Source organism: Spirillospora sp. NPDC048819 (assembly GCF_040650055.1).
Taxonomy (GTDB): Bacteria; Actinomycetota; Actinomycetes; order Streptosporangiales; family Streptosporangiaceae; genus Spirillospora.
In genome coordinates, this window is record NZ_JBEZGN010000012.1 from 52740 (window position 1) to 78800 (window position 26061).

Annotated in this window: 18 protein-coding genes; 7 read left to right on the plus strand and 11 right to left on the minus strand. The window is 68.3% G+C overall.

Going from position 1 to position 26061, the window contains the following annotated elements; all coding sequences use genetic code 11:
- Positions 1-103: 103 nt before the first annotated feature.
- Both hisS and AB0C35_RS18425 read left to right on the plus strand, forming a co-directional pair.
- On the plus strand, positions 104-1426 hold the full coding sequence (hisS, locus tag AB0C35_RS18420) for a histidine--tRNA ligase (RefSeq protein WP_358457020.1): 1323 nt from the start codon (positions 104-106) through the stop codon (positions 1424-1426).
- 250 nt (positions 1427-1676) lie between these two features.
- The gene (locus AB0C35_RS18425) at positions 1677-2057 is read left to right on the plus strand and encodes a hypothetical protein (RefSeq protein ID WP_358457023.1); all 381 of its coding nucleotides are present in this window, start codon (positions 1677-1679) and stop codon (positions 2055-2057) included.
- A gap of 93 nt (positions 2058-2150) precedes the next feature.
- Here the strand turns inward: AB0C35_RS18425 and AB0C35_RS18430 are convergent, their stop codons facing one another.
- Positions 2151-2876, minus strand: a complete 726-nt coding sequence (locus AB0C35_RS18430) for a hypothetical protein (protein WP_358457026.1) — start codon at positions 2874-2876, stop codon at positions 2151-2153.
- Positions 2873-3973, minus strand: a complete 1101-nt coding sequence (locus tag AB0C35_RS18435; protein ID WP_358457028.1) for an EcsC family protein — start codon at positions 3971-3973, stop codon at positions 2873-2875. Before AB0C35_RS18435 ends, AB0C35_RS18430 begins: the two co-directional genes overlap by 4 nt.
- Positions 3974-4538: 565 nt before the next feature.
- Here AB0C35_RS18435 and AB0C35_RS18440 point away from each other — a divergent pair.
- Positions 4539-4742 carry a hypothetical protein gene (locus AB0C35_RS18440; protein WP_358457031.1) on the plus strand — a complete coding sequence of 68 codons (204 nt, stop codon included), beginning with the start codon at positions 4539-4541 and terminating at the stop codon, positions 4740-4742.
- 96 nt (positions 4743-4838) lie between these two features.
- On the opposite strand, the gene AB0C35_RS18445 is transcribed toward AB0C35_RS18440, so the two are convergent.
- Positions 4839-8873, minus strand: coding sequence for a type IIL restriction-modification enzyme MmeI (locus AB0C35_RS18445; RefSeq protein ID WP_358457033.1), 4035 nt, complete (start codon positions 8871-8873; stop codon positions 4839-4841).
- A 1-nt stretch (position 8874) separates the two neighbouring features.
- Positions 8875-11973 (minus strand): DISARM system SNF2-like helicase DrmD, encoded by a 3099-nt coding sequence (gene drmD / locus AB0C35_RS18450; protein ID WP_358457036.1) that lies wholly within the window; start codon positions 11971-11973, stop codon positions 8875-8877.
- Between the two features lie 241 nt (positions 11974-12214).
- Between drmD and AB0C35_RS18455 the strand changes: the two genes are divergently transcribed.
- Together AB0C35_RS18455 and AB0C35_RS18460 are read left to right on the plus strand one after the other, a co-directional pair.
- Positions 12215-14671 (plus strand): AAA family ATPase, encoded by a 2457-nt coding sequence (locus AB0C35_RS18455; protein WP_358457039.1) that lies wholly within the window; start codon positions 12215-12217, stop codon positions 14669-14671.
- Positions 14671-15972 carry a hypothetical protein gene (locus AB0C35_RS18460; protein WP_358457041.1) on the plus strand — a complete coding sequence of 434 codons (1302 nt, stop codon included), beginning with the start codon at positions 14671-14673 and terminating at the stop codon, positions 15970-15972. The genes AB0C35_RS18455 and AB0C35_RS18460 overlap by 1 nt, the downstream gene beginning before the upstream one ends.
- 60 nt (positions 15973-16032) lie before the next feature.
- Here the strand turns inward: AB0C35_RS18460 and AB0C35_RS18465 are convergent, their stop codons facing one another.
- The 5 genes from AB0C35_RS18465 to AB0C35_RS18485 form a co-directional block, all read right to left on the minus strand.
- Positions 16033-16845 (minus strand): SDR family oxidoreductase, encoded by an 813-nt coding sequence (locus tag AB0C35_RS18465; protein ID WP_358457044.1) that lies wholly within the window; start codon positions 16843-16845, stop codon positions 16033-16035.
- A 26-nt stretch (positions 16846-16871) separates the two neighbouring features.
- A complete protein-coding gene (locus AB0C35_RS18470; protein WP_358457048.1) occupies positions 16872-17684 on the minus strand; it encodes an SRPBCC domain-containing protein in 813 nt (270 codons plus the stop codon).
- 154 nt (positions 17685-17838) lie between these two features.
- Positions 17839-18285, minus strand: a complete 447-nt coding sequence (locus AB0C35_RS18475; RefSeq protein ID WP_358457051.1) for a hypothetical protein — start codon at positions 18283-18285, stop codon at positions 17839-17841.
- Positions 18286-18423: 138 nt separating this feature from the next.
- A complete protein-coding gene (locus AB0C35_RS18480; protein ID WP_358457054.1) occupies positions 18424-19659 on the minus strand; it encodes a PHB depolymerase family esterase in 1236 nt (411 codons plus the stop codon).
- Between the two features lie 140 nt (positions 19660-19799).
- Positions 19800-20147, minus strand: a complete 348-nt coding sequence (locus AB0C35_RS18485) for a VOC family protein (protein ID WP_358457057.1) — start codon at positions 20145-20147, stop codon at positions 19800-19802.
- 266 nt (positions 20148-20413) lie between these two features.
- Between AB0C35_RS18485 and AB0C35_RS18490 the strand changes: the two genes are divergently transcribed.
- Positions 20414-21004, plus strand: a complete 591-nt coding sequence (locus tag AB0C35_RS18490) for a hypothetical protein (RefSeq protein ID WP_358457060.1) — start codon at positions 20414-20416, stop codon at positions 21002-21004.
- A gap of 24 nt (positions 21005-21028) precedes the next feature.
- Here AB0C35_RS18490 and AB0C35_RS18495 read toward each other — a convergent pair whose 3' ends face one another.
- Positions 21029-23926: a BTAD domain-containing putative transcriptional regulator gene (locus tag AB0C35_RS18495; protein ID WP_358457063.1), complete on the minus strand. Its 2898-nt coding sequence runs from the start codon at positions 23924-23926 to the stop codon at positions 21029-21031.
- Positions 23927-24018: 92 nt separating this feature from the next.
- Here AB0C35_RS18495 and AB0C35_RS18500 point away from each other — a divergent pair, with 92 nt between their 5' ends.
- A complete protein-coding gene (locus tag AB0C35_RS18500) occupies positions 24019-25101 on the plus strand; it encodes a class I SAM-dependent methyltransferase (protein WP_358457066.1) in 1083 nt (360 codons plus the stop codon).
- Between the two features lie 444 nt (positions 25102-25545).
- Here the strand turns inward: AB0C35_RS18500 and AB0C35_RS18505 are convergent, their stop codons facing one another.
- Entirely contained in the window at positions 25546-25992 is a 447-nt protein-coding gene (locus tag AB0C35_RS18505; protein WP_358457069.1) for a hypothetical protein, read from the minus strand.
- Between the last annotated feature and the right edge of the window lie 69 nt (positions 25993-26061).

Below are 26061 nucleotides of genomic sequence, written 5' to 3' on the forward strand. Positions count from 1 at the left end.
CGATCGGAAGTCGCCGGTCCCCTGGTTCTCTCGGCGTCCGAATGTTGACTGCTTTCCATGATTTGCCCTGTCTCGTTACCAGCTACGTCGGTCAGGAGTCCTCATGGCGTCACAGCAGTTCGGGCCCCCCTCGGGCACCCGCGATTTCCTCGCCGGTGCGCTGCGCACCCGCGAGCACGTCTTCGGGCAGATCCGTGGGGTGTTCGAGCGGTACGGGTTCGAGCCGTTGCAGACGCCGGCGTTCGAACGATTGGAGACCTTGACCGGCAAGTACGGTGACGAGGGCGACAAGCTGATCTTCAAGATCCTGCGCCGTGGGGAACATGAGGCCACCGGCGAAGCCGATCTCGCCCTCCGCTATGACATGACCGTCCCCTTGGCCCGGGTCGTCGCAAGCTACGGCTCACAGCTCCCGACACCGTACAAGCGGTACGCGATGGGACCGGTATGGCGGGCCGACCGTCCAGGCAAAGGACGGTTCCGCGAGTTCGCCCAATGCGACGTGGACGTGGTCGGGTCGGCATCGGCGCTGGCCGATGCCGAAGTAGTGTGCGCGCTGACCGACGCGCTGGACGCAGTCGGCGTACGTGGCTACCGAGTGCTGGTGAACTCAAGGCAGGCCCTCTCGGGACTGCTGGAAGTCTACGGCGTACCGTCCGACCTTGGCGGCGGCGTGCTGATCACCCTCGACAAGCTCGACAAGCACTCCCCGGAGAAGGTCGCGGCCGAACTCGTGGATGCCCGGTCTCTGGCACCTGACATCGCCGATGCGCTGGTGGGGGACCTGACGGCCACCGATTCCGTGGAGCGGATGCAGACCACGCTGAAGGACAACGAGTCCGGGCGTGCGGGCCTGGAGGAGATCGGCCGCCTACTGCAGTTGGCGGCGCCCAAGGTGGGCGAGGACCGGATCGCGTTCACTCCGAGCCTGGTCCGGGGGCTTGACTACTACACCGGTGCGATCTTCGAGGTGGTCTCCGAGGGCATGCCGGGCTCGATCGCCAGCGGAGGACGCTATGACGGGTTGATCTCCGCACTCGGGGGCCCGGACGTCCCGGCATGCGGTGGCTCCCTCGGCGTCGAGCGGATCATCGGGCTGCTCGGGGACGACGAGGGTGACGCACACCGGATCGATGTTGCGGCCACAGTGATCGCAGAGGATTCCGCGTCCGAGGTCATGGGGTTCGCCGCGCGCTTGCGGGAGGCCGGCCTGCGGACCGAGGTGTACCTGGCCGCCAGCCGCAAACTCGCCAAGCAGTTGAAGTGGGCCGCCGACCGCAAAGCGCGGTTCGCGCTGATCTACGGGGCGTCCGACAAGGAGGCGGGGGTGATCACGGTGCGGGACATGGATTCTGGGGAGCAGGCCCAAGTCCCGGCCGACGAGCTTGCCGCGTATCTCGCTGGGAGATGCGCGCCGTCGAGGTGACGCCACGATTGGAGCGATGGATGGGTGTGCAAGGGGATCGCATCTTCGCCGCGATCGAACAGAGAGGGTTTCCCGACCCCTGGTCGACCTTCGGGAGTGCCTGTCATGGGAATCGGCCTACGCAGTCCAACTCAAGCAGGCCATCGACCAAGCACGTAAGGGCGCCGACACACAACTCGGCCACACCATATCTGGCCTCTTCCAGAGGAAGGCCGCCAATCTGGCCAACGCCCGCAAGCTCCTCGACGACGTGCTCATCGAGTACGACCGGAACGGGATGTGGCAGATCTTGGACGAGCGCGGCGCCAGACTCGACATCGGCGATGTCTCCGAACGCTGGGCCAGGGGCCTCGTCGAGCACCCCTCCCCCATCGCGCTGCTGTCGCTCCAGTTCAACTGGCGCTACATGAAAGAACACGGCGTCCGTGCGTTCTACGAGATGACCGCCCAGTACGTCGATGACCTCGCCGCCAACACGGACCGCTGGGCAAAGGCATGGGCCGCCGAGGAGGCAACCGGCGCCATCGACCGTGTCACCACGGTCGAATGCGACCTGGCCTCCGAGGAGGCTCCCATGCACTGCGACATCTGCAAGAAGACGATCACCGCACTGCTCTACCTGGACGAATAGCCGTCCAAGCCGGGTCCCTTCGCCCCAGCCGACGGAGGGGCCTGGCGGTAGCGATGCCGTTAATGCATCACGATCACGATCTGCTCACACGGGCTAGGGGCGCAGCGTCGCCAGGGCGGGCGGGGGCATCATCCGTGTCGGCCGGTGAGCGAGGTCGAGCGCCACAGCATCCGGAAGGCGTGGGAGTGCCGTCAGTTGCAGCGGCGGCGAGCTCGTCGCGAACGCGGCCCTGTAACCGGGGCCAATCAGCCACGTGAGACGAGGTCGAACGGTCCACAGACGCCAGGCGAGCTGGCGTTGCTCGTCGCCTCGCTTCTTCGTCTCAGGCCCTGGCGCCTTGTCGGCGAACCGGCTCAGCGCGCCTTCACGTAGCGGTTTCAGCGCGCCGGTGTCTCGCTTCGCCTCACCGAGGATCACAACATTCGACTCGTCGTCGAGGATAGCCAGGTCCAGTTGCAGCGCCGCGGGAGGCAGCTCAAAGAGCACCCGCTCGGCCGGGTATCGAAGGTTAATGATCGCGTCCACATAGGTCGCGATCTGAGGGAGGTACTCGGCGTTGTACCAACCGCCGGCACGCGACCGCGACAGCAACCCCCAGCGGCCGGTAGGTGTCGGGCGATCAAGCGTGTTGAATCGCGCCCCGCGGTGCAGGGTGATGAGTCCGCGCTCAAGCCCCGCGAAGAACAACGCGAGGTCGCCGACGTCGATCGTGTTGGGCGTGGGGATCAGTTCCCCAGTGCTCATGAGATCGGGGTTGTCGGCGTACAGCTCGGCTGATCCTCGCTGGAGCAGCTCGATGAAGTCGTCCAGCAAGCTCATCCACGCTCGCCGCCTTCTGGACCCGCCGGGGCTTCGTGGCGTTCGCGCTCGTTGTCCTCATCGACGATCTCAGCGTCGACGATGTCCACGATGTCGACGTCTTCATGGGAGTCCGCATCGGCGGCGACCGAGTCGGGTTCCACCTCGATCCCGTAGCGGTCGCGCAGGAACCGCTCGCGGTACATGTGCTCTGCGTCATCCGTAATGCGCTTCAGAAATCGCGTGTTCATCCCGGCACCGATCGCGATGCCCATGACCGGTACCGCTTGCCCCAGCTTCGCCTTCGTGAGGCGGAACCCGAGGCGCGTGAACACCTTCTCCACCACCTTGGTGACGACGTTCTGGTTGAGCTGCTCCCACGTCGCGTTCCGGGCGAGTGCTTGGACGAGCTTGTTGATTTCCGCGTAGGCGACGACTTTCCCTCCCTCGGAGGCCGTGCCGAGGTTGAGTATGCCGAGCATGAAGAGCTGTTCGTCAGGATGCTCGGGGTCGTAACCGTAGTACGCACCGATGTGCGCGATGGCCCGCTGGCCGGCGAGGAGGACCGCCGCGGAGTCGGCTACCAGCGTTCCGATGACGAGTGCCGCGCCGGGCGCGGCACCGGCGCCGGCGCCGGCAACGGTGCCCCCTGCGGCGAGCAGTCCACCCCCGGAGGCGGCGAAGCCTGCTCCCGCACCTTCGGCACCGGCGAAGGCGGTGTAGCGAAGGCCGAGCCGCGGCTTGACCTTGTCGATCAGCGCAAGGTCAATTTTCCGGATGTCCTCAAGTTCTTCTACATCGGCGTCGTGCTTGCGATACGCCTTGACAACGGTTTTCTTCGGGACGGTCGCAACTGCTGCCCGGCCACCCAGCCCCACCAGTGCTTCAAGCGACTTGAGGAAGATGCTCTCGAAGTCCGGCAGCCCAGGCACGGTCTCGACACGGGTGCGGACCTTCTGGCCGACATCGCGGAGACGTTCACGTGCCCCTTCCGGCAGGGCGCGCCGCGTGCGCGCGGTCAGACGTTTCTCCCGCCATCCCTCGATCTGATCCCACGCCTTGCGGTCGTACGGCGTCATCTCACCGGGCATTTGGTTTCCGTTCATCGTGTCCCCCATGTCACCTTGAACGCGCCGCGTTTTCCGGAGAGTTTCTTGATGGGTGACCTACGGGAAGATCTACACTGCCTGCCGCCGTCCCAGGTACTCGGTGTAAACCTCCAGCGGAGTCCGGTACCCGTTCAGAGAATGAGGCTAGGGCAAATTATAGAAGTCCTCGATGTACCGCACAACAGCATGGCGAATACTCATACGATTGAGCCACTCATCTTTCAAGGCATCGAGAACGACTCTGCCAGCGCGTTGATGCTCCCATCCGGCCAACGCATCTGAGCTGGCAGCCGGAGAAGCTCTTCCTTGAACTCGCGACGACAGTCCCATGCGCAACCGATCAACGCCGGCAACCACATGCTGCGGCGCAGTCTCACCATGCAAAGTCGGCTGCATGAGTCCTTGCCAAGGACCTCCACAGGCGTCAGGGGTGAGGCGTTTCAGGTCGCCCTGCCATGCCTGGACGAGAGAAGCGACTCGCCACCAGGTACAGGGCTTCGGAAACTCATCGTGAACGCCGGCCTTTCTCGTCCCATCGTCAACCAGGACATCGTCACCGATCACGGCCTTTGGCTTGCTCGGCCGGACCTCTCGTACCCGGCCCTCAAGATCGTCATCCAGTACGAAAGGCACCCACCACCAGCAGGACTACAAGCAGTACAGCTACGACATCGAACGCGACGGCCGCCTGATCGATAGCGGCTGGATAGTCATCAGTGTCAACAAGGACGGCCTGTTCCGCGACCCAAAGACCGTCCTCAACCGCATCAAAAGGTGATCGCCGACCGCTCCCCCAGCTGAGCCCCGTTGACTCTCGGCGCGTTGCCCTTATGGGCGTCGTCCCCATAAGGGCAACACGCCGAGAGTCAACGAATCAGAAGAGCCCGTCCTGCTCACTGGCTTTTGGGCGCTTCTTCCCCTTCTTGTCATGCAGACCGGCCGCAGCCTCGGCCGCATACCGCTCATGGTTCAACTCAAGCAGCCGATCCACCAACTCTCGCTGGACAGCAGGACCCACGGTGTACCGCGTCTCCCGTCCGACCGGGTGATGCCCATGGTTAAGCTGTGGGATCAGGTCGTCCCACTCATAGGCCCGGCATACAGCTACATCGATCGCCTTGTGAATCTCCCGAAGCTCCACGATGTCCGCATCGTCATTGCTTGGGTCATTCACCAAGTTGTATGTCTTTGTTAGTCCGGTCTGCCGCGCCAACATGACGTCCCGCCTGAATCGATCAAGCCGGTCACCCAACTCCCGCATCTCATGTGTCATCTCCGGCAACGGCAATGTCTCAAACACGGCGCTACCCGTATACCGCAGATCCGATTTAAGTCCTGAAGCCCACTTGATGGCCCACCAGTAATGACCGGCGCCGGATAGGAGCGCCAACAATGCAAGGTCACTGGATGCAAAGACAACCGTCGCCTCGCTCATTACTTGAGCAGCAGGGATCATTGCGGGCATGGCGGTCCTACTCACCCGTGTCATTGCGATTACCCGCTCGAAAGACGACATTGCCTCAACAAGGCCCCGCCGATACTCGGAGTATTGCCACCATTTCTCGCGGCGAGACTGGATTTTGTCTCTCATGCGACCAGGGCGCACGGATCGAGACACCTGATCATAGCACTCAGGATAACCTTTGGCTTTTTCCTCGTCCCAGTTATGGAAGTTGATGACCCAACGACTCCCGGAACAGTCAGGGCGAGTATTTAGGTCACTGCCATTTAGATACGGAAATAGAACCTCGGCGTTGCGCGAGTCCTTAGCGATCAGATCTCTCGCTAGAGCAGGTTCCATAGTGAACCCGACTCCCAGAATTTTGAACCCTTGCATACATATGCCTGAATTTGCCGACAGTCGCCGTGGATCGCCAAAAAGGCGCGATGCCGGATCGAGTGACGGTGTAATTCCGGACACAATGAGGCCATCGGCAATAAACTTCGCAGCACTTTCTGGGCGGGTCCGGCTCGCCCATACAGCGCAATATTCCAGAGCTGCACTCTTGGAAGGCCAGGGTTCGCTCTTTATAGCTTGCCGAATAACAACACCATCTGCAACCAGACGCGCCAAGCCGACTTCTCGCGTGTCAGTCTCAGCGAGGGTGTTGGTGGCAATAATTCCTGTCTGCCCGACAAGGTTAGTGAGAGCAACAATGCGTAGCATAAAGTATGCTATCAGGTCTGCCGTTCCTCGAACCCCCCGCTCTCCATGACCAATATGCTCAACCAGCAGATCTCGATACGTCGATCCGAGTGCTGTTTTGAGCTTCCATCCCCCCAGAAACGGAGGGTTGCCGATGATGGCGTCGAAGCCACCCTTCTCGAAGACCTCTGGGAAGGCCAGGGGCCAGTGGATCGGCTCGCGTTCGAAGGCTCCGTCAGGCAGGTCCGTGCGCAGCCACATGCTGAGCAGGTCTCGGGCGGCCAGCTCTGCTGCCTCGTCGGCGGACATGACCTTGAGCGCTTGGGTCACGGCCTGCTTGGAGGCGGTGTCCAGGCCGGTCGCTCCCCTGCTGGCGTAGGCCAGGGCAGCGGCGGTGGTGAGGTCGGCGAGGAGGCGGGCGCGTTCGGTGTCCTGCTCGACCTCGGCGAGCATGGCGCGCTTGGTGGCCAGCTTGTCCAGGTCGGTGCCTTCGATGGCGACCAGTTCGCGGCGCTTGTCGGCGACGCGGCTGACCAGTTCTCGTATGCCCGTCGTCAGGTTGAAGAGGGCGCCGTCGTCCTCGTGCAGCTTGCGGCCGGCCTTGGCGTCCATGTGCATGACTTCGAGTTGGTCGAGGGACGTGATGCCCAGCAGCGAATCGCCGACGATGAGGCGGTCGTCCAGGAACGTGAACGGTTTGTGCGGGTCCATGGAGACGAGCCACAAGGATAGCTTCGCCATTTCGACGGCCATCTCGTTGATGTCGGCGCCGTAGAGGCAGTGCTCGATGATCTGGCGGCTGGCGTCGATGGTGACCGGGTCCGCTTCGGCGTCGGCGGCCGTGGTGGTCGACTTGCCCTTGTAGTCGCGGACCCGCTCATCGTCCTCGCGGACCCACGCCTCCACGAGTTTGTCGGCGAGGTAGCGGCAGGCGGCCACGAGGAATGCGGCCGAGCCCATGGCGATGTCGGCGACCTTCAGCGACAGGATCTCGTCCGAGGTCTTGAGCTTCCACTCGTTCTTGTCCGCCGTTTGCAAGGGGCCGGGCGAGTAGACGAGCGGCTCCAGTGCGCCTTCGACGACCTGCTTGGCGAGGAAGCTCGGCGTGTAGTGGGTGCCGGTGTTCTTCCGTAGCGACGACTCCGTGACGTAGAGAGCGTCCGTCAGAATGACCACGGGCAGGTCGCGGAGATCCGTGCGGATGAGCTTGTAGAACGGCAGCAGGCGTTCGGTCAGCGGGTAGTCGCCACCCGTGACGGCCAGGAGCTTGCGCTGGGCGTCCTGCTTCTCGGCGTCCGGGAGAGGCGCGAGCCGCTTCTCCAGCGCCTTGGCGGAGCCGATCCGGGAGTCCTTGTATTCGGTGGCGAGCTTGGCGGCCAGCGACGGGACGTCCGGGCTGGCGGCGGCGAGTTCCTCCAGGGTGCGGAGGGCGACCTCTTCTTCGAGTCCGGCCTTGCCGATCAGGCCGACATAGGTCTCGTCCGCGTAGAAGCCCTCGAAGGAGAGCAGGCCTTCGTAGACGTATCCGATCTGCTCCACGTCCAGGGCGGCGAAGGACAGCCTGCGGCGTTCCCGGCTCTTCCCGGTGCCGATCTCGACATATTGCACCGCCTGGAGCATGTGCAGGACGGTCCGGTCGTCGATGGTGTGCGGGAGCCACGCGTACGTGTCCGGGTTGAAGATGGAGCCGTCGTGGGCGTGCATCTTCATCTCGGGGTGGTCAACGCCGAAGTACACCGCGTTGAAGAGGGCGAGGAGGCGGTGCCAGCCGGTGTAGGTGTGTTCGAGGTCCTCTTCGCTGCCGTCCAGGGCGCGTTGTTCGAGCTCTGAGCAGAGGAGGCCGGTGGAGTAGGCCGTCCGGTACAGCTCCTTGTCGGCGGGGAGGAGTCCTCTTTCTTCCGCAAAGAGGAGGAACACCACGCGCATCATGACGGCGACGGCGCCCCGGTAGACCTCGTGGGCGGTGACGTCCGCGAGGCCGCGTCCGCCTTGGGCGACGTCGGCGGTGTGGGCTCGTCCGATTGCGGCGACCAGCAACTCCACGGCCTGGCGGACCTGGACGCCGAGGGCCTCGGTGATGTCCTCCTGGTTGTCCTTGCTGACGTCGAGGAGGTGGACGAGCGTCTCGTCGTCCGGGACGGCGAAGAAGCGGGCGCGGTTCAGGATCGACACGAAGGCGCGGACGACGTCGCGTTCGGCGGCCTCGTGCCAGTTGACCGCATCGAAGACGGCAGTGGTGGTGACGCCGCCGCGCGGGGCCCAGACGAGGGCCCACCAGCGTCCGTCGGTGGCGAGTCCGAGCTGGACGTCGTGGTGGCGGCAGAGCTGGGCGAGGCGGTCGACGGGGGTCGCGGCCCAGTCCGAGTCCTTGATCCGCTGGGTGGGGCGGTCGTCGCTGATGAGGCCGAGGAGCCGGACGTTCTTCGCGTCCGTCCCGGGGGTCGTGCCCGGTTCGAGGAGGGCGAACGACGGGGTGACCGCGGTGTCGTGCTCGGGGACGTCCAGGGACAGGGCGTCCAGGCCGGTGAAGTGCGCCGCGTCGTCCCAGCCGAGGAGTTCGGTCAGGACGTAGTCGATCCACGTGCGGCCGGGGAGGGCGGCGTGCTCTTGGCGGAGGCGTTCGCGGGTGCTCTTGCCGATCGCGTCGAGGGTGGGCCAGACGCGGCGGAGGACGGGGACGCTGAGGAACGGCCCGGACACGTCGATCAGGCTGAGCCAGTCGGCGTGGTTGAAGTCGTCCTTGTGCTTCGGGAACCGGGCCATGTCAGATCGCCTCTCGCTTCGGGACGACGAAAACGACCGCGACGGGGAACGAGTGCGGTTCGGGGCTCGCATAACGGGACTCGATCTGCTGGAGTTCGAGGTCCTTCTCGTCCGACAGGCGTTGCAGTCTTTCCTCCCAGGAGCGCCGGTCGTTCTGGTACTGGCGGATCTCCTCGCGGCTGCGCGCCTCGATCATGGAGAACATGGCGTCCTCCTCGTCGCCCAGGGCGAGCTGGCCGCGGAGGCTGTCGGCGAACTGCTCGATGTTGGCGGTGATGCGGCGGGACTCGGCGTCGCGGCGCTGGTCGAGGCGGCGGGCGAGGGACTCGTGGCGGGTGTCCGCCCGCCACTTGATCGCGGCTTCGAGGCCGGGGCGCAGCGACTCGAACCGCTCGGCGAGGCGGGCCTGGATGCGCGGGGTCGCCGGGGTGCCGGCGGTGAGGGCGCGGTCGAGGAAGCCGCCCAGGCGGGTGAGGTTCTCCAGTCGGCGGAACCGTCCGCCTTCGGGGGCCCAGCCGCCGGCGTACAGGACCTCCTCGTGGAGGCGGACGCCGTCCGCGCCGACGAGGACGAACCGGGAGAACGCGGCGACGAGCGTCGTCTCCAGCTCTGGGTCGTCGCTGACGACGGCGGTGACGCAGTTCAGGTCGATGCGGTCGTTGGACACGGCGGCGCGCAGCAGCCGCGTCGACATCGCGACGAGCGGATGCCCGAGGTGGGCGAGGACGACGTCGTCCCGGTCTTTCGCGACCTGCTGGCTGAACGTGACGGGGAGCTGGCGGGGCGGCTGGCCGTCCGGCGGCAGCTTTTCGAGGAGGCCGGCAGACGCGCGCTCCCACGACCCGGTGAGGACCGGCACGTCGTAGACGCCGTCGTCGGGGTCGACGGCCTTCTTCAGCGGCTGCTGGCGGGCCAGTGCGAGCGCGGTGTCGACGACGCGCTTGACGCCGTTCGGAGTGATGCGGAGGGCGCTGACCGTCTCGTCCAGGTTGTCGCGGAGCTTGCGGACTTGGTCGCCGACGTTGGACTCCGATGGGACGCGTTCCTTCTTCGCGGCCCTGGCCGTCTCGGCGTCCACGTCGACGTGCTCGCCGAGGAGGCGGCGCTGGACGGCGTCGGCGAGGACGGGGTTGACCGACCCCAGGTCCTCCTTCTGCTGCACGACCTTCTTCGCGACGCGGGACAGGAACTCCAGGTCGGCCTCGTAGGAGTCGACGGCCTTGTCCCATCCGGTGCCGACGAAGTGGCGGATCTCAGGGGTGTTCTTCTGGCCGTAGCGGTCGATGCGGCCGATCCGCTGCTCCAGCTTGTTCGGGTTGAACGGAATGTCGTAGTTGACGAGCCGGTGGCAGTGGTTCTGCAGGTCGATGCCCTCGCTGGCGGCGTCCGTGGCGAGCAGGATCCTGACCGGGTGCTCGTGCGGCGCCTTCTGGAACGCTAGCCTCAGCTTCTCGCGGTCGTGGGCGTTCATCGCGCCGTCGAGCTCCGCGACGCGGTCGCCGCCAAGGCCCTGGGCGCGGAGGAGTTCGCGGAGCCAGTCCTTGGTGTCGCGGTACTCGGTGAAGACGATGACGCGCTCGTTCGTCCAGTCGCGGCCGGGGCGGCAGACGGACTTCAGGTACTCGATGAGCTTGAGGGCCTTCGCGTCCGGCTGCGCCTCGTGCGCCGCCGCCCAGTCGTGCATGCGCTGGAGGAGCGCCAGTTCGTCGTCCCTTGATTCGACGAGTGGTGCGGTGAGGGTGAGGGCGTCGGACTCGGCCTCGTCCAGGGACTCGTCGTCGAGGGTGGCGATGTCGTCGAAGAACTCCTCCAGCCACTCGTCCTCGGGTGGGAGGACGTGCCGGGACTTCGACTTGAGCGTCTCCATGTAGGCGGCGACGGTGTGCGCGAACGCGGCCGGGCTGGAGAACAGGCGCTTCTTCAGCAGCAGTGTCACCAGGTCGGCGGCCTTGCGCCCGCGGGTCTGGTTGAGCCGCCTGCGGCGGGCCTGCGCGAACTCCTGGAGCAGCTTGTGGATCTCGCGCTCGTCGTCGGGATAGAGGACCGCGATCTCGCGGGCGTCGCGCTCCTTGAAGCGGGGGCTGCCGCCCTCGATGATCTGGCTTTTGAGGCGGCGGACGACCGTGTCCCTGACAGCGGAGTCCTCGGGTTTCATGCCGCGGGCGAAGCGCTGGTCGTCCAGGATTTCGAGGAGCGCGGTGAAGCTCGCCTGGTAGCCGTTGTGGGGGGTGGCTGACAGGAACAGGCGGTGCGTGAAGTGCTGCGCGAGTCTTCTGATGAGCTTCGTCTGCTGCGAGTCGATCGCGTAGATCTGCTTGGGTGCGGCGGGGGCGACGTGGTGCGCCTCGTCCAGGATGAGGAGGTCGAACGTGCGCGGGTAGGTGGGGCCGCCTGCCGGGATGACCTCGTCCAGGAGGCGTTGGGCCTTCGCGCCGCGCAGCCACGGGAGCGACACGATCGCATGGGGGTAGACCTCGAACGGGTTCGCGGCGCTGCCGTGCGTGCGGCGGACCTCGGCGCAGCGCGCGGAATCGATGATGGTGAATTCGAGGCCGAACTTCTCGGCCATCTCGTCGCGCCACTTCACCGTGAGGCCGGCGGGGCAGACGATGAGGATCTTGCGTCCGCGCTGGCGGAGGAGGAGTTCCTGGGCGACCAGGCCCGCCTCGATCGTCTTGCCGAGGCCGACATCGTCGGCGAGGAGGAGGTTGACGCGGGGTGCGTCGAGTGCGCGGGCGACGGGTTCGAGCTGGTAGTCCTCGATGGCGACGCCGGAGCGGAACGGGGCCTGGAGTGTTTTCACGTCGGCGGACGCGACCGCACCCCAGCGGACGGCGTCCAGGAAGGCGGCGAGGCGTTCCGGGGAGTCGAACTTGCCCTGGCCGACCTCGGGGAGCGAGCCGGACGGGAGCGTGCGGCGCCCGGGCTCGACCTCCCAGATGACCGAGAGGGTGTCGCCGTACCGACCGTCCTCGACGGACTGGAGCGTGACCAGGGTGCTGGCCTCGTGGCCGTCCACGGCGCTGACCACCCACCGCTGGCCGCGCACCTGAACGAGGGCACCGGGCACGGGACGCTCATCAGTCGCTGTCGACGGCAACAGATCTCCTACTGTGGGGGCTGAGCTGCTGACTCTTCGTAGCACAGGGTCCAGGTGGCGCGTCACCTGTAGTCCCGATCCGGCCGGGCCACGTGGAGACTACGACATGTAAGTCATATCGCATCGACACATGGTTTGCCCGTGTACTTGATACACGTTCGTGGCCGCCATCGGTCAGCGTTCTGCGCCGGTACTGGGCGAGACTGTCCGCCTACGGTTCGTCGCGATTGGGGAGGCACACATGGGTCCGGCCGTGTCCGTGAAGGAGACCTCCGACGGCCGCCAGATCGTCCACTACGACGGGCAGCCGTTCGAACTGCGTCCCTCCCCCGGCGAGGTGTTCTGCGCGGCGGCCGGTGGAGCGGCGATCCATCACGATCCGCACTGCGGACACATCACGGATAGCTCCCAGGAATCACCCGTGGCCTACTCGGACCCGGGTCAGGACCTGTGGCGGCGTCTGCTCGAATCCGCGCCAAGGGACGACGAAGACGGACGGCGGGCGTTCGGCGCGAGCGCCGGGCTGCAAAACGGGCGTGGTGACCCGATCTCCCAGGTCTGCCGGACCTGCACGCTCGTTCCGCTCGTCGCCTGGGGTGGTATCCGATCGGCCGGCAAGCCGTTGTCCGCGGCCGTCGCCGAGTTCGATCGCGCCGCCTGCGCCGAGCGGGTCGCCGATGCGGACACAGAGATCACGCAGGTTGTACAGGACTTTCCACTCGACGCCTGGCCTTCCATGCCGCTTGAGCGGTACGCACTGGGAACGGACGTTTCGGGGGACTCCTTCTGCTATCGCATGGAGTTCGGGACGCCTGCCCTGTGCAGCATGAGGGGCGGCCACGCCGGCAAGCACATCATCTACTGGCGCAAGAGCGACGACGGCTGGTATCTCCGTTTCGGATCCGACGCGCAGGAGACGTGGCAGGAGGTCCGCGCCGGGTTCGTGACCGCATTCGCCTATGCGAGTGAAGGCCGGCTCACCGAAATCGACACCATCGACGCGCTGAGGTCAGGGCCGGCGCTCACCGCGAAGGCGATCTCCTGCTACTCCCCCAATGTGATCATCCCGGTCACCAGCCGCGACCATGTACGCGCCTTCATCTTCCATCTGACCGGGGACGACACCGCACTTGAGACATTCGCCGCCCACGAGCGGCTCAAGCAGGTGATCGAGGGCGACGAGCGCTTCGCCGACTGGCACCCGTACGAGGTGGGGATCTTCCTGTACGAGTGGGTCGACCCACGGCCCGCCACCACAACGATCCTGAAGGTGGCGCCCGGCGAGAGGGCGAAGTACTGGCAGGAGTGTCTGGCCGGTGGCTACATGTGCATCGGCTGGGACGATGTCGGCGACCTGACCGAGTTCGCGTCCGAAGACGAGTTCCGCGAGAGATTCGAAGCCGCGTACTCCGACCTCTACAACGGCCACAAGAGCACGATCTCGAAGAAGGCCAAGGAGCTGTGGCGGTTCTTCAGGCTTGAGCCCGGGGACCGGGTGGTCGCCAACCGCGGCATCAACGAGGTCCTCGCGGTCGGCAGAGTGACCGAGGACGGCTACCGGTGGAGCGACGAGCGTCGGGAATTCCGGAACACCGTGTCGGTCGACTGGGACACCGGCTACGCGCAGATGCTGCCGGAGCCGCGGAAGGCGTGGGGCACGGTCACGGTCGCCCCCGTCCAGGCGGAACTGTGGAAGACCATCCAGACTCGGGCGGGCTCGCGCACGTCGGAGAAGGTCGTCCCGGCCGACGAGCTCTTCGAGAAGATTTCGGGGCTCCTTGAGCGGAAGGGCCAGGTCGTCCTGTACGGGCCGCCCGGCACCGGCAAGACCTACACGAGCCTTCGCTTCGCCCTCTGGTGGCTGGCCGCACAACTCCCTGACACGGGCCTGGACCCGCTCGCGGCGTACGGAACGGCCGACTTCCGGCGAGCCCTGGACGCCATGCATGAGGCCGGGCACCTGACGCAGGTGACGTTCCATCCCGCGTACGGGTACGAGGACTTCATCGAAGGATTCCGCCCGGTGGAGGGCGGCGACGGCGGGCTGCGGCTGGAGCTGCGGGACGGGATCTTCAAGCGGGTGTGCAAGACGGCCGCCGAGAACCCCGAGCGGCCGTACCTGCTGCTGATCGACGAGATCAACCGCGGCGACATCCCGAAGATCCTCGGTGAGCTGATCACGCTGCTGGAGCCGGACAAGCGGGGCATGCACGTCACGCTGCCGACAGGGAAGCGGTTCGCGGTCCCGTCCAACGTCCACATTCTCGGGACGATGAACACCGCCGACCGCAGCATCCGGCTCCTGGACTCCGCCCTGCGCCGCAGGTTCGCGTTCCACGAGCTGCTGCCCGACACCGAGGTCCTCAACGGGCAGAAGGTCGGCAACGTGGATCTCGGGCTGCTGCTCGGGGAGCTCAACGGCCGGGTCGTCAAGGAGCTGGGCCGTGAGCGGCAGATCGGGCACTCGTTCTTCCTGCCCGGCGGCAGGCCGGTGGACAGCGAGGCGGAGTTGGCGGCCATCGTCCGTACCGAGGTGCTGCCGCTGCTTCAGGAGTACGCCTATGACGATTATTCGCTCCTCTCCCGGTTCCTCGGCGAGAAGATCGTGGACGTGCAGGCGCACACCGTCGCCGGGCTGAGCGATGAGGGGCTCGTCGAGGCCCTCGCCGCGGAACTGCGCGCGGACGAGAGCGGCTGATGGAGCCCATCGTCCTCGATGAGTACGAGACGAAGAGGGTTCCCGGTGTGGTGCCGTCGGGCGCAGACATCGCCGTCGCGGAGTCTGAGGCCCTCACCAGAAGGATCCGGCTGCGCTGGCTGCGCGGCGACGCACTCGAGGTCACGGCCGGGTCCCACATCGGCGTCGTCAACCTCGAATGCGCGTCGATCCATGTGCGCCCGAAGCTGGTGGGCTCCGAACTCGGTGTGCTCGAGATGCTCGACTACGCCGCAGGGCTCGACTCCCTGCGCGACCTGCCGCTCGTTCAGCGGCTCGGCAGCGGGCTCAATCTGCGGGACCTCGTCTGCCTGCTCCTGACACGGGAGTGCGACCGATTGCTTCGGCATGGGCTGCGGCGTGACTATCTGCGGCGGGAGGAGGCGCTCCCGGTCGTCCGGGGGCGGCTGCTGGCGGACCGGCAGATCATGCGCCGGTTCGGGCGGCTGGACCGGCTGGAATGCCGGTATGACGAGCGCAGCGCCGACATCCTCGACAACCGGCTCTGCGCGGCGGCCCTGCGGGTCGCCGCCCGTACTGTCAGCGACCCGGGTCTCCGCGGGCACGCGCGGCGTCTGGCCGCCGACTTCGCCGCGCTGTGCGGAACCGAAGGCGTCGACGTCCGCGCTGTGGCGGAACGCCTCGCCTACGATCGCGCGAACGAGCACTACCGCAACGCGCACCGGTGGGCGCTGATGCTGCTGGGCGGAACCTCGTTCTCCAGCCTTTACGCGGATCACGGCGGGACGTCCCACGCCTTCATGATCGACATGAACGCGCTGTTCGAGGACTTCGTCATACGCCTGCTGCGCGACGCCTTCGCCGGGTCCGATGTCGCCGTGCGGGCGCAGGAGTCCCTCCCCCGCGCGGTGCGAGGCGAGGTCGGTTCCTACACGTCGATCCAGCCGGACGTGCAGCTCGTCCGAGGAGTTGGGACGCGGGCGCGGCGGTGTTCCGTGGACGCCAAGTACAAGCTCTACGCGGACAAGAAGGTCGCGACGCCCGACCTTTACCAGAGCTTCGTTTACGCGAAGGCGGTCAGCGGCTCGCCCGAGACGCCGACCGCCTTCATCATCTACGCCTCCGACCGGGACGTGCGGCCGAAGACCGTCAGCCTGCATCGGCGTGACGGGGACGTCGCGGCCCGGGTGACGTACGTCGCCGTCAACGTTCCGGAGGCGTTGCGTGGCAGCGGGGCTCGAGAGCTCCTGTGCGACGGCTTGCGCGATCTGATGATGCCTGGGTATGACCAGCGGACCCGTGTCGGAACAACGTCCGCGTGATCCTCCGTCATCGCCGTCCCGCCGGATGCGGCGCCTTGACGGCCGCCTCGAAAACGGGTCTCAGTCCACGAGTGCGCCGGCGGAGAGGTTGGCGACGGTTCCGGTCATGGAGCCGGCGCGGTCTGACGCCAGGAACGCGGCGGTCTCTGCTATCTCGGAAAGTGTAGGGAGCCGCTTGAGAAGCGTCCCCTGCACCATTCCACCGCCTTCGAGGAATTCCTGGATCGATTGCCCGGCCGCTGCCGCGGAGGGTTCGAAGAGGTCCTTGGTGTAGGAGCCCGCCGCCGGCGCATCGATGACGGCGTGTGGGCGGATGTCGATGACCCGGATGTTGCCGGGCGCGAGCTCCGCGGCGAGAAGCCTTGAGAAGGCCTCTTTGCCGGCCGCGCTCACACCGTGCCCCAGGATGCCGCCTGCAGCCATTTTGGCCCCCGGCTCGGACAAAGTCAGGACGACGCCAGGACGCTCGCGGCCCATGTGCCTCGCCACGGCTTTGCTGGTGATGAACAGCGTCCGCAGGAAACCATCGATCGGCCGCATGAACTCCTCCAGCGAGAGGTCCGCCAGCAAGGTTCCCTGGTCGTGCATGACGCTGACGGCGTTGAGGGCGATGTCGATGCCGCCCGCCGTCGCCGCGATCGCATCGGCGTGCTTCTCGACCGCCTGTTGATCGAAAACGTCGACTTGCGCGGTCTCGGCCGTTCCGCCCGCGGCGGCGATGTCACGCGCCACGGCGTCGAGCTTCGCCTGCGTCCGCCCGGCGATGAAGACCCTCGCGCCTTCCCGGGCGAATACCCGTGCGATCGCGCCGCCGATAGCGCCGCCGCCGCCATAGATCACGGCATTCTTATTCTCAAGCAGCAAGCCGCTCATGTGGGTCCTCCAGGTAATCGGGCTGTTCAGGACGTCTTGGCCGCCGGGATCTCCCAGAGCGCCGCCGGCATGACCGTGCCCGTCTCCAGCAGCGACTTGAGGTTGGCGATCACCGCCGGCCAGCCGCTCGATATCCCGTTCAGCATCTCCACGTTGGGCAGGTTCTCGTGGGTCACGGTCAGCCGGACGATGCCGGCGTGCGGCTCGATCAGGAAGGTGACGACGGACGGCCCGTTGACCCGCTCCTCGTCCGGCGAGTCCTCGAAGGTGACCGTGAGGCGGGTCGGCGGCTCGACCTCGAGCACGGTGCCGACGACGTCGACGGCGTCTGAGCCGTCGATCCGGCGGTGCTCCCAGGGCGAGCCGACCTGCCAGTCGGACACGTTGGCGTGGTGCCAGTACTGCGCGGTCAGGTCGGCGTCGGTGAGCGCCTTCCACACCTGCTCGGCGGTCGCCTCGATGTAGGTGACGTAGACGTATGTCGGAACGGTCGTGGTGGTCTCGGTCATGGCGTATTCCTCTGCTCGGTCTCGGATGGAGCTCAGGGCCGCCAGTCGCGGCGCGTCGTACGCCGCGATCCAGCGCTCCCCGATCTCGTTGATCGGGGCGGGGTTGAGGTAGTGCAGGCGTTCCCGCCCGCGTCGTACGACGACGACGAGGTTGGCCTGCGCCAGCAGGTCGAGGTGCTGGGTCGCCGACTGGCGCGCCATCCCGAGGCTGCTGCAGAGCTCGGTGAGGGTCTGCCCGTTCCGCTGGCGGAGCCGGTCGAGGAGCAGGCGGCGAGTGGAGTCGGCCAGCGCCTTGAACACCAGGTCGAGGGGGTCCTGCCGTGCGGTCATGCCCTCATTATGCAGGTATTTACCTGCGTATTTCAAGTACGGCCTTGGAGGCCGGGCAGCGGCGGACGTCCGAGGTGGGTCTGCGGTACGCGCGACGAGGTCGGCGGACGCGACGAAGACCGGCCATCAGGGGTGGGTCGGGCGAGGGTCCTGGTCAGCGGAGTTGCTCGTAGGCGGCGTATGCGGCGGCGCCGTAGACCAGGTGGGGCACGATGTCGGAGACCCAGCTTGAAGCGGACCACTCGCGTGGATCCGTGATGCCCAGCGCGACGAGCGGGATGTTCGATCCGAACGTGGCGAGTGCGCTGAGGGTGAGGACGCCGACCGGCCAGGATGTCCGGCGGCGTGCCAGCAATCCGTAGGCGAGGGCCGCCCCGAGGCCGGTTCCGTAGCCGAGGAGGGTGCCCAGGGCCTCCTTGCGGTTCTCCGCCTGTTCCTCTTCGCCGAGGTCGACCTGCATGCCTTCGGCCACCTTTTCGACGGCCTGCTGTGGTGTGCTGCTGGCGCCGCGCGCCCGGACGGCCATGTCGAGGTATGTGGTGGCGTTGAGCGCGCTTGTGCCTGCGGCTCCGGCGATCAGTCCGTTGATGAGAGTGTGCATGCCGCCTCCGCTACCCCGATTTGAGATCATCACGTCCGGCCGGGCACGCGGACTCGGCCTTCAGGTCTGTCGTGGGGTGGACGCCGACCCGCCGCGCCCGTGCGGAGCGCGGGCGGGGGTGCTCCGCACGGGGGCGGGTCAGGTGGCCGCGCAGTCGGTGCCGTTGAGGGTGAAGGCGGTTGGTCCGCCGGTATTGCCGGTGTGGGTGGCCTGCAGGCCGATCCCGATGGAGCCGCCTGCGGGGATGGAGGCGTTGTAGGACGCGTTTGTCGCGTCGACCGTCCCGCTGGTGGGCTGGTAGGTCGCGCCCCAGCCCGAGGTGATGGTCTGGCCGGCGGGCAGGGTGAACGCGAGCGTCCAGCCGTTGACGGGGGTGGTGCCGGTGTTGGTGATGGTGATGCTGGCGACCAGGCCCGTGTTCCAGGCGTTCACCGTGTACGTGACGCGGCAGGGCGAGTCACCGGGCGGGGTGGGCGTGCCGCCCTCGTCCAGGCCGAAGAACTCGATGGTGTGCTGTGCCATGCCGGTCGTCATGAGGTTGTGGCCGACGCCTTGCAGGGAGTACGCCTCGACCTTGTCGCCGTAGCGGGTGCGGGTCCAGCCCTGCTGCGGGTGGTCGGTGGAGGTCGGTGTCGTGGACACGCCGTGGACGTTGGTCCACTGGTCGATCTCTTCGCCGAAGTTGGGATAACGCAGGGTGTCGTCCTCGGTGCCGTGCCACAGCTGGACCCGTGGCCGCGGGCCGTTGTAGCCGGGGTAGGCGGAGCGGGCGATGTCCCCCCATTCCTGCGGCGTCTTCAGGACGGTGCCGTTGGCGCACGCGCTGTTCCATCCGGAGCCGTCGGTGGTGGCGAAGCACCCGTCGGGCACGCCCGCGAACGCGGCGCCTGCGGCGAACACGTCGGGGTAGTCGGCGAGCATCACGTTGGTCATCATCGCGCCGGACGAGACGCCCGTGACGAACACCCTGGAGGCATCGCCGCCGTACCGCTGCAGGACGTGGTCGACCATCGACTTCAACCCGACCGGATCGCTGCCGCCACCGCGCCTGAGCGCCTGCGGCGAGGAGACGTCGAAGCAGTTGCCGCTGCGGGTGGCGGACGGGTAGATCACGATGAACCCGTACCGGTCGGCGAGCCGCGCGAACTCCGTCCCCGAGTACATCGCCGGCCCCGACCCCGTGCACCAGTGCACCGCCAGCAGGACGGGCGGCGTCTCCTGGACCTGGTCGGGGACGTACAGGTGCATCCGCAGACCGCTCGGGTTGTCGCCGAAGTCGGTCACCTCGGTCAGCGCCGCCGCCGACGCGTTCGGGCCGATCAGCATGGTGAGCATTGCGACGGCGGCGGCGACCAGCACACCCAGCGTCCTCACGAGATCACGCCTTCCTCGTTGCGAGCCGCGCTCACTCTCGCGAGTCGCCGCAGCGGAGAAGATCACTCTGTGGTCGAGCGCCCGCGCCCGACAAGGACCCTTTCACCCGTTTCACACGTCCGGCCGGTGGTGGAGTGCGATCAGCGGTGCCCCAGCACGTTGACCACCCGGCCGTTGGGGTCGCGGACGAAGAACCGGCGCACGCCCCACTCCTCGTCCTGCAAGGGATGCACGATCTCCGCGCCGCTCTCCCGCACGGCCGCGTAGGCCGCGTCCACATCGTCAACCTCAACGCTCATGTCGGGGTTGACCGGTGCGGTTCTGTCGTCGACGAAGAAACTGACCTGAGCTGTCGGATTGGACGGGGAAGCGAGCGTCATCACCCAGCCGAGGTTCATGACCTCTTCGAAGCCCAGCAGCTCATAGAACTCCCGGCTCTCTTGCACGGCATCCGACTGGACGTTGGGCACGACACGACGAACGATCACTGAAGACTCCATTTGCATAGGCATGTCCCCTCCGGGTCGCGGACACTGGAGGTCCACACCGAGGGACGGTCATTGCCGCTGTTCTGCGCCATGCGGCCCAGCATCGTCCAGGGCCACGTCCACGTCTTGTACGGATGGGAACTCCGCAAACCACTGCGTCGCGGAGAGGCGTCACGCGGTGGTCGTGTTCGAACCGGCTGACTCCGGGAACGTCCCCCGTAGATCCTGGCTCTGACCTGGGAACTCTTCAACGAGGGGGTCAGCCGATGAAGCCGAGCAGGCCAGGTGCGTACGAGCGGTTCCCTGAAGACTCCAAGGGCCGCGCCCTGGGCGTCAAGATCGCGACGATCGTCGGGGCGGCGGCAGTCCTCGCCACCGGGTGTGCTGGAGGAGAGGATTCGCCCGATCCTCCGGCGCCTCCGACGACGACTCAAGCGCCCAGCCCGATGACGTCGGATCCGAGTCCGACCGACGAGGCTTCGACACAGAGCCCTCGGCGGACGGCCCAGGGGCCCGAGCGGAGTCTTCCAGCCGAGTGCAGGCACCCGGCGGGGGCGAGCGTCCGGCAGAGCTGCATCGAGGAGTTCGGGCCGGAGGGCGTTGGGTCGGTCGAGCCGGTTCCGCCGTCGCCCGAGGAAAGCGAAGGCGTGCCGGGGGTTCCGTCGGAGGACGAACAGATCGAACGGTGCGCCGAACAGACAGGGGACCCGGAGGCCTGCCGGGAGAAGATCGACCCGGAGGATTCGGCGGACGTGCCGACCCCGACCGAGGACCCGTCGGACGTGCCGACCCCAACCGACGATCCTTCGGACGTGCCGACCGCGACCGAGTCGGACAGCCCGGACCTTCCCGAGTAGGCGCCCTCCCTCCCGAAGCCAGTGTCAGAGGGTCAGGTGGTCGGCTATCGCTCGGGCTCGCTCGGCCAACTGGGATCTTGGGATGTCGCAGGACAGGGCGGCGATCCCGGTGACGGTTTCTTCGCCTAGGCGGGCGCGAAGGGTCTTCTTCAAAGCGGTGTAGCGGGCTATGTCGGTTCCCATGGCCGGTGGGGCGGTGTCCGCCGCGTCGGCGCCGGTCAGGAGCAGGGCCGCCTCGTGCGAGCGGTCGCCGGCCGCGAGAAGCTCGGCGAAAATGCGCATGGTCGTCCACAGCTGGGGCCAGGCGCCGGCGCGGCGAATGCCGTCCAGGAGCGGGGTGACGAGTTCGAGGGCCTCGTGGCGGCGGCCGTCGCGCACCAGGGCCGCCAGCCGCGCGACCCGGGCCACCTGGCCGACGTGGGCCGCGCCGACCAGGTCGGCCTTCTCCGCCGCGGCGGCGAGCAGCTCGGTCTTGCGGTCGCCCGTCTCGGCCTCGCCGAGCGCGTACAGCGCGAACGCGTGGACGGCCGTGGCTCCGGCGGTCTCGGCGCCCAGCACCCCGAGTTCCGCCTCCCGGCGCGCCGCCGGAAGGTCACCGCGGTAGCAGGCCGTGAGGGACAGCGAGGCGTGCGCCGACGCCCGGTAGGCGGGCGCGATGCCGTCCATGTCCGTGATCGTCCGCCACCAGCGGGCGGACTCGTCATGGTTCCCGCGGTACATGGCGGCGATGCCGAGGGCGAGGTGGGCGAGATAGCGCTCGCGGGGGGTCGTCGCCCACGTGAGCGCCGTCGTCGCCAGTTCCCGTCCGCGGACGGTATCGCCCGCGTTGGTCACGGCGCAGGCGCCCGCCGCGGCGCCCAGTGCCGATTCCGGGCCCGGGGCCGCCGCGCACCGCTCCGCCAGCTCGGCCGTCAGGTCGACTGTCTCCGAGCCGGGCTGCCAGTGCTGGCACAGCTGGACGGCCGCGGCGAGGCGCGCCGCGCCGCTTGTCTCCCCCGCCTCGACGGCCCAGCGCAGTGCCTGCTCGATGTCGGCGCGGCGGCGCCGGAGCCGGGCGAACGCCGCGACGCTGCCCGGTCCGGCGCAGTCGGCGGCGGCCTGTTCCGTCCACCGGCACATCCAGCGCAGGTAGGCGCGCCTGGCGGCCGCCTCGCCGCCGGTGTCGCGGAGCCGGGCGGCGGCGAACGCGCGGACGACGGCGAGCATCCGGTAGCGCACGGCCCGCCCCGCCGGGTGGGCGGCGAGCAGGGAGGACTCGACGAGCGCGCCGAGGTGCCCGGCCACCGGCCGGTCCCGGGGCCACTCCGGGCAGGCGGCGGTGAGGCCCTCCACCGCCTCGGGGTCGAAGCCGGCGGGGAAGACCGCCAGGAGCACGAGCAGTTCGCGCTGGGCGGGCGTGAGCAGGCGGTAGGACCAGTCGATCACGGCGTGCAGGTTTCCCGGGCCGTGGTCGTCGAGGAGGGTGAGGTCCTCGGCGAGGCGGTCCCGGACCGGTTCGAGACCGAGGACGGCGATGCGGGACGCGGCCAGTTCCAGCGCGAGCGGCAGCCCGTCCAGGCGGCGGCAGATCTCGGCGACCACGGCCACGTTGTCGCCGGTCATGCCGAAGGACGACCGCAGCCGCCTGATCCGGTCGGTGAGGACGCGGACGCTCGCCGCCAGGTCCATGCGGTCCGGGCCGGCGCGGGCGTCGGGGGTCGGCAGCGGTTCGAGGGGCAGCAGCCGTTCGGACGGCGTGCCCAGCCGGTGCCGGCTCGTCGCCAGCACCCGCGCGGACGGGCACCGCGTCACCACGGCCCCGGCCAGCGCCGCAGCCTCGGCCAGAACGTGCTCGCAGTTGTCGAGGACGAGCACGCCGGGCGAGACGCGGAGATACTCGACGATGGCCGCACGGGCCGATCCGGCGGGACGGTCCAGCCCCAGCGCCTCCGCCGCCGCGGCATCGACCCTGCCACCGGGCAGGGGGGCGAGCTGGACGACGGTGACCGGTGTCCCGAGGCGTTCTGCGAGGGCCGGCAGGGCCTCGGCGACAGTCCTGGTCTTGCCGACACCGCCGACGCCCGTGACGGTGACCAGGCGGCACGCCGCGACGGCGTCCACCAGCTCCGCCACCGTCGCGTCCCTGCCCACGAACGCTGTCGAGGTGTCCACCCACGCGTGCGTGTCCGGGGCCGCCGCGTGCCGCCGGGACGGGCGGGCGAGGTCGTGGGCGAGGATCCGCGACTCCAGCTCGCGCAATGCCGGGGACGGGTCCAGGCCCAGCTCGGCGTCCAGCCGGGCCCGGTACTCGCGGAACCGGGCGAGCGCGCCGGTGTGGTCGCCCATGTCGTAGAGCGCGGTGAGCAGCAACTCCACCGCGCTCTCCCGGAACGGCTGCTCGGCGAGGAGGCCTTCGAGGCGGGCGGCGGCGGCGCGCGGATCGCCTCCGGCCAAAGCGGCGGACGCCCTCGCCTCCATCACGTCCCGGCGCATCCGTTCGAGGGACTGCGCCTCGAACTCGGCGAAACCGCGGTCCGCGAACTCCGCGTAGGCGGGGCCGCGCCAGAGCGCGAGCGCCTCGTCCAGGATGCGGGCCGCGTCCTGCGGAACCTCCTCCGCACGGCGCGACAGGGACTCGAACCGGTGCGCGTCGACCGCCACCGCCGGGACGGCGAGGGTGTACCCGGCCGCGTCGGCGCGAATCACGCCCTCCCCGAGGACGGTGCGCAGCCGCGACAGGACGGTGCGCAGCGCAGACCTGGGGTCGGCGGGCAACTCGTCCGCCCAGGCGGCCTCCACCAGCGCGTCGGCGGCGACGGGCCGTCCCACCTGGACCAGGAGGCGGGCCAGGACCACGCGGCGGCGCCCGGACGGCACGTCCACCGGCGTGCCGTCCCGCCGGACCTCAAGAGGCCCGAGGACGCCGAAGCGCAGGTCGACCATGTGATCCATCTTCGGTGAAGCGGTGGTGAATGTCTCGTGAAACGGGCGCCTGTGACGGTCGGAGACACGAACCCGCGAGAAGGAGGGGCACGATGACCACCGACATCGAACTCGACATGAACACGGTCGGCGCGTTCGCCGAGAAGATCGCCGGGCTGCTGACCGGCGGCGCCACCGCGGCCCTGATGGTGGTGGGCGACCGGCTCGGCCTCTACCGGACGCTCGCCGGGGCGGGCCCGGTGACCCCGGCCCGGCTCGCCGACCTGACCGGCACTTCCGGCCGGTACATCCGGGAATGGCTGGCCCAGCAGGCCGCCGTCGGCATCGTGACGCACGACGCGGCGGACGGCACGTTCACGCTGCCCGCCGAGCACGCCGCCGTCATCGCCACCGACGACTCGCCGGCGTCCATGATCGGGGCCGCCCCGATGATCACCGGGCTGCACCGGCGCGTCGACGAGATGGCGGACGCGTTCCGCACCGGGCAGGGCATCGCCTGGGCCGCCCAGGACCCGATGATCTTCGAGTCGACCGAGCGGTTCTTCCGGGTCGGCTACCGCAACAGCCTGGTCGGCGAGTGGATCACCGCGCTGGACGGCGTCCGCGAACGGCTGGCGGCCGGCGCGCGCGTCGCCGACATCGGGTGCGGGCACGGGGCGCCGCTACTGCTGCTGGCGGACGCCTTCCCGAACTCCCGGTTCGTCGGGTTCGACGTCCACGAGCCGTCCATCGAGACCGCGCGGGCCCGCGCCGCCGAGGCCGGTGTGTCCGACCGGGTCACCTTCGAGGTGCACCACTGCCACGGCTACCCGCAGGACGGGTACGACCTCGTGACGTTCTTCGACTCCTTCCACGACCTCGGCGACCCCGTCGGCGCGGCCGCCTACGCCCGCGCCGCACTGGCTCCGGGCGGGACGCTGATGCTGGTGGAGCCCGTGGCAGGCGACGACCTGGCGTCGACCCTGGCCCGGGTGCCGACCGCCGGCCTCAACTACGCCGCCTCGACGTTCCTGTGCACGGCCAACTCGCTGTCGCAGCCGGTCGGGCTGGCCTTGGGCGCCCTCGCCGGCGAGGCGCGGCTGCGGCAGGTCCTCCACGAGGCCGGCTTCGGGACCGTCCGGCGCGCGGCGGAGAACATGTTCAACATGGTGCTGGAGGCCAGGCCCGGAGAGTGACGTCGGAGGGGTCCGGCGAGGCGGGGTCAGCGCATCTGCTCGCCGGTCGGTTCCTGCGATCCCGCCGGACAGGCGGGGTAGATGCCCGCGCTGGGCGCTCGACGGGACGTCCGGCGGCGTTGGCACGAGCACGATCGCCATGATGACGGCCGGGTTCCTCACCGATGCGAGGCCCCACCGTCTTGTACCTCGATGTCGACATCGCGCACTTCGGCGGTGCGAGCGAATGATGCCAGCGGGCGAACACCGACATCGGGCACGTCCGCACGTTCGCCGACCATGCCGGCATGCATTCGCGCCAAGACCGCACAGAGTGGTGTCATCTCTCCGACGCCCTGCCTGGACGTCACTCCGGAGTACCTGCGCCGCCGGGGCTGCGGCCGGGTCCTGCTGCTACACGCCGCGGGGGCGGGCCTGGGCGGGGCATGGGCGGCGGGTTCGCTGTCATGCCGGGTCTGGGGTGCCGCGGAGGGTGTGCAGGATGGCGGTCTCCTGGGCGGGGTCACGGAGCTGTGGAGGGCCCTGCGTGAGCGGGCGGAGGGTGGCGCGGGCGGCGGCGTGCGGCTCGGGCCACAGCGCGGCGTTCAACGCGCCCGCGAACCAGCCCAGTATGAAGGCGGCGGTCCGCTCGTCGTCGCTCATCTTGGTGCGGGCGGACGGGTCGTTGAGTGATCGCCCCGCCTGGCGCGAACGCGTCAGCCAGGAGCGGACGTGCGTGCCGAGCTCGGAGCCGGCAGAGACGGTGACGGGTTCGCCGCGCTCGGCCGCGGCGACCGCCTCGGCCAGGCCAGGGGTGCGGTCGAGGTTGAGGAGGGCGGCCAGGCGCATCATCTCGCGCGCGGCGACCGCGCGGAGCAGGTGCGGCGGGGCGGCTTCGAGAGCCGCGATCATGGCGGGTTCTTTGGGGCCGTGTGTGAGCGAGGGCGGAGCAGCGCTGAACCAGGGTTCGATCTCGGCGGA

Coding starts and splice junctions, on each gene's coding strand:
- hisS (WP_358457020.1), top strand. CDS start 104: ATGGCGTCACAGCAGTTCGGGCCCCCCTCGGGCACCCGCGATTTCCTC.
- AB0C35_RS18430 (WP_358457026.1), bottom strand. CDS start 2,876: ATGAGCTTGCTGGACGACTTCATCGAGCTGCTCCAGCGAGGATCAGCC.
- AB0C35_RS18435 (WP_358457028.1), bottom strand. CDS start 3,973: ATGGGGGACACGATGAACGGAAACCAAATGCCCGGTGAGATGACGCCG.
- AB0C35_RS18445 (WP_358457033.1), bottom strand. CDS start 8,873: ATGGCCCGGTTCCCGAAGCACAAGGACGACTTCAACCACGCCGACTGG.
- AB0C35_RS18455 (WP_358457039.1), top strand. CDS start 12,215: ATGGGTCCGGCCGTGTCCGTGAAGGAGACCTCCGACGGCCGCCAGATC.
- AB0C35_RS18460 (WP_358457041.1), top strand. CDS start 14,671: ATGGAGCCCATCGTCCTCGATGAGTACGAGACGAAGAGGGTTCCCGGT.
- AB0C35_RS18465 (WP_358457044.1), bottom strand. CDS start 16,845: ATGAGCGGCTTGCTGCTTGAGAATAAGAATGCCGTGATCTATGGCGGC.
- AB0C35_RS18470 (WP_358457048.1), bottom strand. CDS start 17,684: ATGACCGCACGGCAGGACCCCCTCGACCTGGTGTTCAAGGCGCTGGCC.
- AB0C35_RS18475 (WP_358457051.1), bottom strand. CDS start 18,285: ATGCACACTCTCATCAACGGACTGATCGCCGGAGCCGCAGGCACAAGC.
- AB0C35_RS18490 (WP_358457060.1), top strand. CDS start 20,414: ATGAAGCCGAGCAGGCCAGGTGCGTACGAGCGGTTCCCTGAAGACTCC.
- AB0C35_RS18495 (WP_358457063.1), bottom strand. CDS start 23,926: ATGGTCGACCTGCGCTTCGGCGTCCTCGGGCCTCTTGAGGTCCGGCGG.
- AB0C35_RS18500 (WP_358457066.1), top strand. CDS start 24,019: ATGACCACCGACATCGAACTCGACATGAACACGGTCGGCGCGTTCGCC.
- AB0C35_RS18505 (WP_358457069.1), bottom strand. CDS start 25,992: ATGATCGCGGCTCTCGAAGCCGCCCCGCCGCACCTGCTCCGCGCGGTC.